Annotated in this window: 11 protein-coding genes; 8 read left to right on the forward strand and 3 right to left on the reverse strand. The window is 32.4% G+C overall.

Annotation, left to right across the window (positions count from 1 at the left end; translation table 11 throughout):
• Positions 1-8 precede the first annotated feature (8 nt).
• The 3 genes from CELLY_RS08275 to CELLY_RS08285 all read left to right on the forward strand — a co-directional run bounded on the left by CELLY_RS08275 (position 9) and on the right by CELLY_RS08285 (position 2,335).
• Complete coding sequence (locus CELLY_RS08275) at positions 9-1,796, forward strand: chloride channel protein (protein WP_013621214.1); 1,788 nt, start codon at positions 9-11, stop codon at positions 1,794-1,796.
• A gap of 6 nt (positions 1,797-1,802) precedes the next feature.
• Positions 1,803-2,057 (forward strand): hypothetical protein, encoded by a 255-nt coding sequence (locus tag CELLY_RS08280; protein ID WP_141103717.1) that lies wholly within the window; start codon positions 1,803-1,805, stop codon positions 2,055-2,057.
• Between the two features lie 86 nt (positions 2,058-2,143).
• On the forward strand, positions 2,144-2,335 hold the full coding sequence (locus CELLY_RS08285; protein WP_034644878.1) for a cold-shock protein: 192 nt from the start codon (positions 2,144-2,146) through the stop codon (positions 2,333-2,335).
• 56 nt (positions 2,336-2,391) lie between these two features.
• On the opposite strand, the gene CELLY_RS08290 is transcribed toward CELLY_RS08285, so the two are convergent.
• Positions 2,392-2,841 carry a nucleoside deaminase gene (locus CELLY_RS08290; RefSeq protein WP_013621217.1) on the reverse strand — a complete coding sequence of 150 codons (450 nt, stop codon included), beginning with the start codon at positions 2,839-2,841 and terminating at the stop codon, positions 2,392-2,394.
• Positions 2,842-3,007: 166 nt separating this feature from the next.
• Between CELLY_RS08290 and CELLY_RS08295 the strand changes: the two genes are divergently transcribed.
• Complete coding sequence (locus CELLY_RS08295; protein WP_013621218.1) at positions 3,008-4,777, forward strand: 1-deoxy-D-xylulose-5-phosphate synthase; 1,770 nt, start codon at positions 3,008-3,010, stop codon at positions 4,775-4,777.
• Positions 4,778-4,781: 4 nt separating this feature from the next.
• Positions 4,782-5,882 (forward strand): DUF3078 domain-containing protein, encoded by a 1,101-nt coding sequence (locus tag CELLY_RS08300; RefSeq protein ID WP_013621219.1) that lies wholly within the window; start codon positions 4,782-4,784, stop codon positions 5,880-5,882.
• Here CELLY_RS08300 and dgt read toward each other — a convergent pair.
• Positions 5,879-7,222, reverse strand: a complete 1,344-nt coding sequence (dgt, locus tag CELLY_RS08305) for a dGTP triphosphohydrolase (RefSeq protein ID WP_013621220.1) — start codon at positions 7,220-7,222, stop codon at positions 5,879-5,881. The two genes, CELLY_RS08300 and dgt, sit on opposite strands and share 4 nt — an antisense overlap.
• 223 nt (positions 7,223-7,445) lie before the next feature.
• On the opposite strand from dgt, the gene CELLY_RS08310 reads away from it, so the two are divergent.
• Entirely contained in the window at positions 7,446-8,651 is a 1,206-nt protein-coding gene (locus CELLY_RS08310; protein WP_013621221.1) for a porin, read from the forward strand.
• A gap of 74 nt (positions 8,652-8,725) precedes the next feature.
• Positions 8,726-11,017: an inorganic phosphate transporter gene (locus CELLY_RS08315; RefSeq protein WP_013621222.1), complete on the forward strand. Its 2,292-nt coding sequence runs from the start codon at positions 8,726-8,728 to the stop codon at positions 11,015-11,017.
• Between the two features lie 71 nt (positions 11,018-11,088).
• Here the strand turns inward: CELLY_RS08315 and CELLY_RS08320 are convergent, their stop codons facing one another.
• Entirely contained in the window at positions 11,089-11,451 is a 363-nt protein-coding gene (locus tag CELLY_RS08320) for a hypothetical protein (protein WP_013621223.1), read from the reverse strand.
• Positions 11,452-11,543: 92 nt separating this feature from the next.
• On the opposite strand from CELLY_RS08320, the gene CELLY_RS08325 reads away from it, so the two are divergent.
• Positions 11,544-12,257 carry a DUF6503 family protein gene (locus CELLY_RS08325; RefSeq protein ID WP_013621224.1) on the forward strand — a complete coding sequence of 238 codons (714 nt, stop codon included), beginning with the start codon at positions 11,544-11,546 and terminating at the stop codon, positions 12,255-12,257.
• The last annotated feature ends 21 nt before the right edge of the window (positions 12,258-12,278 follow it).

The raw sequence follows: 12,278 nt of genomic DNA on the forward strand, positions 1-12,278 counted from the left end.
GCTACGTAATGTCTAATAAAAAATTGCTTAAACGTATTTTAGTATGGAGAGCAAAGTACATTACAAATAGGCAGTTTATATACATTCTTAGTGTAATAGTAGGTATAACATCTGGTATTGGTGCAGTGTTGCTAAAAAATGCAACCCATTTTATACAACACGCGTTAGAGGGTAAATTGGTGGCTAATTACCACCATGCTTTTTACTTTTTGTCGCCAATACTAGGTTTTTTTTTAGTGTACTTATGTGTTAAATATATTATTAGAAATAAGGTTAGTCACGGTATACCTTCAACATTGTACGCAATAGCCAAGCGTAAAGGGTTTATGAAAAGGTATCAAATGTTTGGTTCTTTAATTACAGCTCCAATAACAGTTGGTTTTGGTGGGTCTGTAGGTTTAGAAGGCCCTACGGTAGCTACAGGTGCTGCTATAAGTTCTAATTTATCTCGTTTTTTTCATCTAGACCAAACTACGCGTAACTTACTAATTAGTTGTGCTGCAGCTGGTGCTTTGTCTTCAATATTTAAAGCGCCCATAGCGGCAATTGTTTTTGCCATAGAAGTATTTAGTTTAGATTTAACTATTGCGTCTATGTTACCTTTATTACTGGCATCTTTGTCAGCAATAATAACATCTTACTTTTTTTTTGGAGACGATGTTTTGCTTCCGTTTAAATTAGAAGACAAATTTGTTATTTCTGATGTTCCTTTTTATATGGCATTAGGTGTAGTCTCTGCATTAATCTCTATGTACTATACAGAAGTTTATGATCGTATTCAGCAATTGTTTGATAAAATAGAATCGCCCTTAAAAAAATTAATAATTGGTGGACTTTCTATTGGGGTTTTGGTTTATTTTATTCCGCCACTATACGGAGAGGGTTTTGATGTTATTAACCACCTTATGGCAGGGCATCCAGAAAAAGCTTTATCTACTAACTTTTTGCATTTAGACCTAGAAAACGTATGGGTAATTATAGCTTTGTTGGGAGGTTTGGTGTTTTTTAAAGTAATAGCAGGTTCTTTAACTTTTGGAGCAGGTGGTGTAGGAGGTATTTTTGCGCCAACATTATTTATGGGAAGCATAATGGGCAATTGCTTTGCTAAAATTATAAATGCAACAGGCTTGGTTAGCTCACCAGTGTCTGAAAGTAATTTTACATTAATTGGTATGGCAGGTTTAATGGCAGGCGTGTTACATGCGCCATTAACAGCTATATTTTTAATTGCCGAAGTTACTGGTGGTTATGAACTTTTTGTGCCTTTAATGATTACAGCAACATTGTCATTTGGTATTACAAAGTATTTTTATCCGCACTCTGTGTACACTATGGAGTTAGGTCGTAAAGGTGAGTTGTTAACTCATGATAAAGATCATGCAGTCCTTACACTAATGGATATTGATACCGTTATAGAGACTAACTTTATTCCTTTAAAACAAAATATGACGTTAGGAGATGTAGTGCATTCTGCAATTGTTAAATCCAACCGAAATATTTTTCCTGTATTAGATAAAAAAGGAAGAGCTTTAAAAGGTATTTTGCTTTTAGATGATATTAGAGATGTAATGTTTAAACAAGAGCTGTATAAAACGTTAAAAGTAGAAAATTTTATGCAGTCTGTGCCAGAGGTAATAGAATATGAAAAAGACAATATGCAGGCAGTAATGGATAAATTTCAACTTTCAGGTGCTTGGAACTTACCAATTGTTAAAGAAGGGAAGTATATAGGCTTTGTGTCTAAATCTAAACTATTAACAGCTTACAGAAAAAAATTAATAGATTTCACAAAATAATGATGTATGATGAAATATAGTAGTGGTATAGTAGCTATAGTAGCAATAGGCTTAATAGTGTATGGTTTTATTATTTTAGAAGGGAATGAAGCCATAGCGCACAAGTTTATAGGTTTTGGAACCGTAGGAATATTTTTTATAGCAATGCCTCTTTTTTTAATAAGAGTAAGTAAGGGGAAGAATGTTAAAAATTACATGCTAAATGAAGAAAATATTAAGAAAATGCAAGGAAAAAACTTGGAAAAGACTGACAATCAATAATTTTATGCGATTTTAACTTCTGTTTACATTGCTCTAATTAAAATATGTTATATTTGAGTATTAACATTTTTTATAATTTATTTTTAATGACTGGAACAGTAAAATTTTATAATGACTCTAAAGGATATGGATTCATTACAAACGACGAAACAGGAAAAGACATCTTTGTGCATGCAACATCGCTAAACGGAGTAGAGCTAAACGAAGGAGACAAAGTAGAATACGTAGAAGAAGAAGGAAGAAAAGGAGTGGTTGCTGCACAAGTGCAAGTAATCTAATAAAGTATATTTATTTTGATTAAAACAAAAGCCTTGCATTGCAAGGCTTTTTATTTTTAATTCAAGTTTCGTTTTTCAATAAAAAACCGTTTTAAAAGTTCAGAGGCTTCTTTTTCTAATAAACCACCAGATATTTTTGTTTTAGGGTGTAAGGTTGTGCTCATTGCAGTAAAACCTCTTTTTACATCTTTAGCTGCGTATACAATTTTAGAAATTTGACTCCAATACAAGGCTCCTGCGCACATTTGGCAAGGTTCTAAGGTTACATAAAGTGTGCAGTTTTCTAAATATTTACCGCCTAAAAAATTTGCAGCAGAAGTTATAGCTTGCATTTCTGCGTGTGCTGTTACATCATTTAATTGTTCTGTTAAGTTATGTGCACGTGCAATTATACGGTCTTTTATAACTATAACAGCTCCAACAGGTACTTCTCCTTTGTCATAAGCAGCTTGTGCTTCTTCTAAGGCTTTTTTCATAAAGTACGTGTCGTCAAAAGGATTTATCATGGAGTAAAAGTATAAAAAATACCAACAGTTTTTAAGCTTAGCTTTAGAGTTTATCAACCTTACCAAATAAAATACAACCTTTTATGTAGCACATTTGGTTGTAAAGCTATAACTCTTTACTTATTTCTTTATTTACTCATAAATACCCTTTAAATTTGCTGTTTAAATGGCATATTTAAACAACATAACAACTCCAGATGATTTGCGCAAAATACCAGCGCAAAACTTGCCAATTGTAGCAAAGGAGCTTAGAGATTTTATTATTGATATTGTTTCTGCTAAAGAAGGGCATTTAGGAGCTAGTTTAGGTGTGGTTGAGCTAACCGTTGCTTTACACTATGTATTTAATACGCCGTTTGATAAATTAATTTGGGATGTGGGTCACCAAGCTTACGGACATAAAATTTTAACGGGCAGAAGTGATGTTTTTGAAACCAATAGGCAACTAAACGGTATTAGTGGTTTTCCTAAACGGGAAGAAAGTATTTATGATGATTTTGGAACAGGGCATAGCTCTACATCTATTTCTGCAATTTTGGGTATGGCAATTGCCTCTAAATTAAAAGGGGAAACTTTAAAGCAGCATATAGCGGTAATTGGAGACGCTTCTATTGCTAGCGGTATGGCTTTTGAAGGGTTAAACCACGCTGGCGTAACAGATGCAAATGTGCTAATAATTTTAAATGATAATGCTATTGGTATAGACCCAAGCGTTGGAGCTTTAAAACAATACCTTACCAATGTTAAAAAAGGTAGTGCAAAGCAAGATAATATTTTTGAAGCGTTAAATTTTAATTATTCAGGACCAATAGATGGCCATAATTTACCTTTACTAATAGAGGAGTTAAACAGACTAAAAACAGTTAGAGGCCCTAAGTTTTTACACGTTATTACTACAAAAGGAAAAGGGCTTAAAAAAGCTGAAGAAAACCAAGTAACCTACCACGCGCCAGGTAAATTTAATAAAGTTACAGGAGATTTATTGCCTAAGGTTAACGGAGAGGGAACACCAAAATATCAAGATGTTTTTGGCTTAACTATTGTTGAGTTAGCTAAAGAAAATAAAAAAATAGTAGGTATTACGCCTGCTATGCCAACAGGTAGCTCTTTAAAAATTATGATGGAAGAAATTCCTGATAGGGCATTTGACGTAGGTATTGCAGAACAACATGCAGTAACTTTAGCTGCTGGTATGGTTGCAGAGGGTTTGGTTCCGTTTTGTAATATATACTCTACTTTTTTGCAACGTGCCTATGACCAGGTTATACATGATGTAGCATTGCAAAACTTGCCAGTAATTTTTTGTTTAGATAGGGCAGGTTTGGTTGGTGAAGATGGTGCCACGCATCATGGTGTTTATGATATTGCTTATTTACGTTGCATACCAAATTTGTTAATTTTTGCTCCTATGAATGAGGAGGAATTAAGAAATATAATGTACACCGCCCAATTAGGATTGCAACAGCCTATTGCAATAAGGTATCCAAGAGGCAGAGGTGTTACTAAAAATTGGAAACAACCATTTACAAAAATTGAGATAGGGAAATCTTTAGAATTAAAAAAAGGCACAGAAATTGTGGTGCTTTCTGTAGGTCATATTGGTAACATGGTTGCGGCTGTTTTAAATGATTTAGACAGTAGTAAAATAGGACACGTTAATATGCGATTTATAAAACCATTAGACGTTACAAAATTATTGTCTATTTTTAACAAATATTCAACAATAGTTACTATTGAGGATGGTTGTAAAATTGGAGGTTTTGGTAGTGCTATTTTAGAGTTTGCAAATACCAATAGCTTTACAAATAAGGTGCATATTTTAGGAATAGATGATGTTTTTGTGCAACATGGCAGTGTAGCGCAACTACATGAAATAAATAATATAGGAGCAAATAGTTTTAAGATTTTTATAGAATCTTTACATGCAAACGAATAGGATTATGTTTAAAAAAACAATTGTAATTTTAGTTTTAACCTTTTGTATAGCGAAAATAAACGCTCAAATTTCTAATCCTGTAGAAACAGATTCTGTTCAGGTAGATACCACTATAGTAGGTACAATTGTAGTTCGTAAAAATCAAGAAAAAATTAAGAATATCCCTAGAGGTGTTAAGCTAGCTAACCCAAGAATTACTTATGAGGCAAACCCACGTAGAGAAAATTTTGGATGGTTTAAGGTTCCTTCTTTTTGGGATAAAACAAACCATTTAGGTATAGCTATTAACGAGGTAGCTTTTGTAAACTGGAAAGCTGGTGGTAACAACTCTGTATCGGCTATAGGAAATGTAAAATTTGTTCGTAATTACAAGTTTAGATACATACAGTGGAACAATAGTTTAGATCTTAGGTTTGGACTTAGTGCCATAGAAGGTGAGAAATTAAGAAAGGCAGATGATGCAATTCGTTTTAGCTCTACTTTTGCATACAGGAGAGACACAATAAGTAATTGGTACTATTCTGTTAAGGCAAACTTTAATTCGCAATTTGCAGACGGTTATAAATACCCAAATACAGAAGATAAAATTTCTACATTTATGGCACCTGGTTATTTGTTTTTAGGAGCAGGTACTTCGTATATTCCAGAAGGTAAAAAGTTTAACTTATACATATCACCAATAACACAAAAAGCAACATTTGTGTTAGATCAAGAGTTAGCAAATTCTGGTGCTTTTGGTGTGCAAAAAGCTGAGCGAGATGCAGATGGTAACATCACAAAAGAAGGAGAGCGAACTTTAATGGAATTTGGCTTTTTAGTTACTAATACATGGAAAACAGATGTGGCTAAAAATATGACTTTAGCGCATGACTTAACTCTTTACACAGATTACCTAAATAGTTTTGGTAATATAGATGTAGATTGGGAACTGCGTTTAGATATGAAGGTTAACCAATACGTAAAAGCTAATATTGGCACCAATCTTTTATATGATGATGATGTTGTTTTTGATGAGGTTGTAACAGATGGTGTTGTAACCACACCTGGTAGGCCTAAAATACAATTTAAGCAGCTACTTGGTGTGGGGTTATCTTATGATTTTTAAAGTTGTTTGCCCATAATTTTGTTGTGTATGTGCACAGCGCCACTATCTGATAAGCTTGCCACATAACAGCAGGTATTTAAAAGTAAGTTGTACAAAGGAGCATCTGTATTTTGGTAATGTTCTGGTAATGTTTGTAAAACAATACTATCATAATTAGAAGCAGTACCTTCTGCTGTTTTTACTAAAGCATTTGTGTATACATCTAAAATATCTGATATAATTTTATAGCCAGCTATTTCTTTTTCTATTACCTCTTGTGATTTGTAAACCTTAGATACACTTAAAGATATTATGTCTTTTATTTGGGCAATATAGTTGCTTTTATCTAATAAAGATACGTCAAATGAACCATCTAAAATAGCTTCTTCATTTTCTAAAAATATAGCAACTGCATCTGTAATTAATGTGTTTATGGCAAGTGCTCTTAAGTAGCTAAGACGATCTTGCATAAAAACCATTTCGTTGTATTTTTTTGTGTTAATCTTGTCTTTAACTAGCTTAATTAAGTATTCTAAAGCGTAGTCTTCAGATATTAAACCTAGGTTTATGCCATCTTCAAAATCAATAATTGTATAACAAATATCGTCTGCAGCTTCAACCAAATAAGTAAGTGGGTGTCTAGAGAAAGAAATGTCTTTGCCATCTCTGGTTTGCAATAAGCCAAGTTCTTCAGCAACCTCACTAAAAAAATCCTTTTCTGTCTGAAAAAAACCAAATTTTTTATCAGCAATATGTTTTGTGGGCTTTTTGGGTAAAGATTCTTTTGGGTATTTCATAAAAGTACCCAGTGTAGCATAACTTAATCTTAATCCTCCTTCTACACCTGTTCTAGATTCAGTTAGCAGTTTAAACCCGTTAGCATTTCCTTCAAAATCTATAATATCTTGGTATTCTTTGGCTGTAAGTTTGGTTTTGTATTTTTGTCCGTTTCCGGTTTTAAAATATTCGCCAATAGCTTTTTCTCCGCTATGCCCAAATGGAGGATTTCCTATATCATGTGCAAGAGAAGCAACGGCAACAATAGCTCCAAAATCATTATAATGGTATCCGTGAACTTCTTTTAAGTGCGGATGTTTTTCTAGTATTTTTTTTCCAACAATACGTCCTAGACTACGGCCAACCACAGACACTTCTAAACTGTGCGTAAGCCTAGTGTGTATAAAGTCTGTTTTGGAAAGTGGTATAACCTGGGTTTTATCTTGTAAACTTCTAAATGCAGACGAAAATATTACACGGTCATAGTCAACTTCAAAACCCAATCTGGTTTCATCTTGTTCTTTACGTAGTCTTTTATTAGTGTCTCCAAAGCGCTTTAAAGATAGTAATTGTTCCCAATTCATAGTACATGATTTAAAAGTTGCAAGATACTTAAATAGCTTTTTAAATAAAGTAGAATAAACTTAAAAAGTATATTTATACACTATACATTTTATGGTTGTATGGGTTATCTAAAATAACACCTTTGTCTTTAAGTTAGTTTACCTAAATTTGCATCTAGTTAATAATTTAGAAACAATTAATTAACATTTGTAAAAGGATTGTTGCAAGAGGAAAATAGCATTTATGTGTTTTAGAATTTTTACAGTATTGTTTTTTGTAGTAGGTTTAAATACGCTTGAAGCTCAGGAGATTAAAGCGCCTAGTTTTGGTAAGGGTATACTAAATATTGTTGGGCAAGATAGTACTTGGACTATGAAAGCATCTGCCCGTTTACAATTTTTAGGAATAGGACAATGGGGAGAAAATGAAGATGGGAATTTAGCTTCTGTAGGATCTAACTTTTTAGTGCGTAGAGCCAGGTTAAAATTTAGCGGTTTTGCTTACTCTCCTAAATTTAAATATAAGGTTGAGTTGGGGCTGTCTAATAGAGATTTGTCTGGAGGGTCTGAGTTTACCCATGATGCTCCACGCTACATTTTAGATGCTTATGTGATGTGGAATTTTTATGAGAATTTTGAACTGTGGATAGGCCAAACAAAATTACCAGGAAATATAGAGCGCATAGTTTCTTCTGCAAATATGCAAATGGTTGATAGATCTTTGTTAAATAGTAGGTTTACAATAGACAGAGATATGGGAATGCAATTACGACATAAATTTAATGTTTCAGAAAATTTTATTGTAAAAGAAGCATTAGCTATTTCTCAAGGAGAAGGAAGAAATGTTAGCAAAGGAAATTTAGGAGGTTACCAATACACAGCAAGAATAGATTTTTTACCTTTTGGTAATTTTACAGGTAATACAGAATTTGTTGGTGCCGATTTAAAACGTGAAAAAAAGCCTAAATTAATGATTGGTGCAGCTTATGATTTTAATAATAACGCTGTAAAAACAAGAAGCAACCAAGGAGATTATATGTATACAGATACCGGTTTTTATGAAACAGACATAAAAACTTTATTTGTAAATGCTATGTTTAAATATAACGGCTTTTCCTTTATGGGTGAATATGCAGGCAGAAACGCCGGTGATGCCATTGCTAAAAATAATGATGGTACGGTAACTGGTGATATAGTGCAAGTAGGTAACGGACTAAACTTAATGTCTGGTTATGTGTTTAAAAATAATTGGGAGCTGTCTGGCAGATATACATTTGTAGATTTGGATAAAGATATCACAGGCAGAAATAAAGAATTGCAATACACATTAGGCGTTTCTAAATACATTGTTGGGCATAAGTTAAAAGTGCAAACAGATGCTACTTATTTAAGCGAAGTAGATGGTCCTGAGGGGCTTATATGTAGACTGCAATTAGAGGTGCATTTTTAAGTAAAAAAATAACCTTAACATAACGTTAGACAGTTAAAAACAAAGCATATTTGCAAATTGAATTTTTATAAATTATGGAGAGTAATATTTATTTAATAATGATTATAGCTTTAGCCGTTTTGGCTATTGCGGATCTTGTAGTTGGCGTGAGTAATGATGCAGTCAACTTTTTAAATTCAGCTATAGGATCTAAGGCTATTTCCTTTAGATCTATAATGATTGTTGCTAGTGTTGGTATTGCCTGTGGAGCTATATTTTCTAGTGGGATGATGGAGGTTGCTAGAAAAGGTATTTTTAACCCTAATGAGTTCTATTTTAATGAGATTATGTTCATTTTTATGGCCGTAATGATTACAGATATACTGTTGTTAGATTTTTTTAATACCTTGGGTATGCCTACATCTACAACGGTTTCTATTGTTTTTGAACTTTTAGGTGCAGCTGTGGCAATGGCATTAATCAAAATATTACAGGCTGGTGGTAGTGCATCAGACGTTGTAAATTATATTAATACTTCCAAAGCAACAGAAATTATAATTGGTATTCTCCTCTCCGTTGTTATTGCTTTTTCAATAGGTGCTATTGTACAGTGGTTTTCTCGTTTACTTTTATCTTATGATTTTGATAAAAAAGCAAAATGGGTAGGTTCTGTATTTGGTGGTATTGGTTTATCTGCTATTACCTACTTTATTTTTATGAAAGGTATTAAAGGTACAGCATTTGCTAGTCAGAGTTTTGAGCTTATTGGAGATATGACTATTAAGCACTTTTTAGAGGTTAAGTGGTTTCCTATTGTTTTGGTAAATTTTGTTGTTTGGTTTGTTTTATCATATATACTAACAGCAATTGCAAAGCTTAATATTTATAAAATTATTATTGGTGTTGGTACATTTGCGTTAGCATTAGCCTTTGCAGGTAATGATTTGGTTAACTTTATAGGTGTGCCAATTGCAGCATACCAATCTTATACAGAGTGGTCTGCATCTGGTGTAGACGCAACTGCTTTTAGTATGTCTATTTTGTCAGAAAAAGTGCCTACGCCAACGTTGTTGTTGTTTATTTCGGGTATGATAATGGTTGCAACACTTTGGTTCTCTAAAAAGGCACGCTATGTAGCAGAAACAGAAATAAATTTGTCTAGAGAAGGCGAAGGTAAAGAACGTTTTGAACCTAACTTTTTGTCTAGAGGTATTGTTAGAATAGGAATGGCAATTTCTACATATACATCTGCTGTAATGCCTAAATCTATTTCTGATAAAGTAGAAGCAAGATTTGAAAAACCAAAAATAGCGTTAGCTAAAGATAAAACTTATGAAATGCCTGCTTTTGATATGGTAAGGGCAGCTGTTAACTTAGTTGTTGCGGGTATTTTAATTTCTGTAGCTACATCATTTAAACTACCATTGTCTACAACTTATGTAACTTTTATGGTAGCAATGGGTACTTCTTTAGCAGATAGAGCTTGGGGTGCAGAAAGTGCTGTGTACAGAGTTGCTGGTGTTTTAAATGTTATTGGTGGTTGGTTTGGAACTGCAATTATTGCATTTACTGCAGCTGGTATTATTTTAACTCTTATAAATTTTGGTACTGGTGCAGCTATTTCAATATTATTATTTGTTGCTATTTTATTATTGGCAAGAAACTATATATCATACAATAAAAAATCTAAAGAAATTAAGGCTGAAGATAGCCTTAGAAGAGCAGAAAGTAGTTCTATCCAAGGTGTTATTGTTGAAAGTGCTAAAAACACAGCTAATGTTGTTAAAAGAACAAATAAAATTTATACCAATTCTATTGATGGGTTGGCTAAGCAAAACTTAGACATTCTTAAAAAGAATAAAAAAGGAGTTGTTAAATTGGGTGATGAGGTAGATGATTTAAGAGATCATATCTTTTATTTTATTAAAAACTTAGATGATGCTAGTGTTGGGGCAAGTAATTTTTACATAAATATTTTAGGCTCTTTACAAGATATGACGCAGTCTTTAGAGTATATTACTAAAATATCATACAAGCATATTAATAACAACCATAAAAAATTAAAATATAACCAAATTAAAGAGCTAAAAGAAATAGACTATAAATTAGAGCATATTTTAAATGAAACTCAGGTTGTATTTGAAACGCGTTCTTTTGATGGAATTGCGCAGATTTTAGAAGAAAAAGAGGAGTTGTTTGAGTTGCTTTCTCAAAAAATACAAAAACAAGTAGAGCGTACTAGAACAGAAGAATCTAGCCCAAAAAATACTACTTTGTATTTCTCATTATTATTAGAGACTAAAGATTTGATGACGGCTACAATGACTATGTTAGAGTTGTATTACAACGAGCATGATAGTAGTGTGCCGCCAGCTACAATATCATAAGTAGTGAGCATATAAATATAAAGCCCAACAATTATGTTGGGCTTTTTTTTGACTCAATATTTTAATTACAACTAGTTTTTAATCTTATCAGGAGATATAATTTTTAGGTTATAAGTAGCGGTAGTATCTATTGTAATGTTTCTTGTGTAATAGTTGCCCTTTGGTTTATAAACTGGCATTTTACTACTGTGTTTGTTCTTTTGCCTAGTTACGTCTGTTAGATAAAAATTATTTTGCTTGTTGTACTTTTCTAAATTTTTTTCTCTAAACCTAGAGAAAGCATCAGAATTTTTATTGCTGTATAGACTTGTGATATTAGGAGTTGTAGTTTTGTTTAGCAATGTAGAATCTACCGCGAACACATTTTTTTGCTGAGCTAAAGATGCAGTTGCTATTAAGCCTAAAGCTGCTATAAGTATTAAAGATTTTTTCATAGCCTATTTTTCTTACAAAATATTAATTTTTAATTAAACTAAAAATAGTTTTTATACTTTAGGAGTATTATTACCCTTAAAAAAAATATTTTATGAATATTAAACTTTTGTTTTTTACATTTTGTATGCTGGCTTTTGCCAGTTTAAAGGCTCAAGAAACTGGAGCTTTTGAGTTTTTAGACAAAGTAATTGCTCGTTATGATCCTAATAATAATTGGCCTACTTTTAAAGGTGACTTTGTGGTTACAATGAGCACTCCTAATAAAAAAGATAGAGTTACAGATATTCATATAAACCAGCCTAAAAGCACTTTTGTTTTATCTAACGCTAAAGAAGGTAAAAAGCATACTGTTAAGGTTGTAAATGATAGTGTTCATTTTTTTGTTGATGACAGACAGATTGTAAATGAGGAAGAGCAAAAAAAGCTAAAGTTTAATAAGGAACGTGCACTTTTTATGAGAAACTACTATACATACTTATACGGTTTGCCAATGAAACTAAAAGACAAAGGCGCTATAGTAGATCCTAAGCTTTATTCTAAAACAATTAATAAAAAATGGTATAAGGTTATTAAGGTAACTTATGATAAAGAAGTGGGTAAAGATACTTGGTATTTTTATTTTAACCCTAAATCTTTAGATATGGAGATGTATCAGTTTTTTCATGACGAAACTAAAAATGATGGAGAATACATTTTATTGTCTAATACAGAAATTATAAATGGTGTGCGTATGCCCGCCGTTAGAGCTTGGTATACCAATAAAGATGATAAGCTTTTAGGTACTGATGTGTTAACTAAAAAGTAGTTTTTAGGATATAAAAAAGAG

Origin of the sequence: Cellulophaga lytica DSM 7489, assembly GCF_000190595.1 — a bacterium.
GTDB lineage: Bacteria > Bacteroidota > Bacteroidia > Flavobacteriales > Flavobacteriaceae > Cellulophaga > Cellulophaga lytica.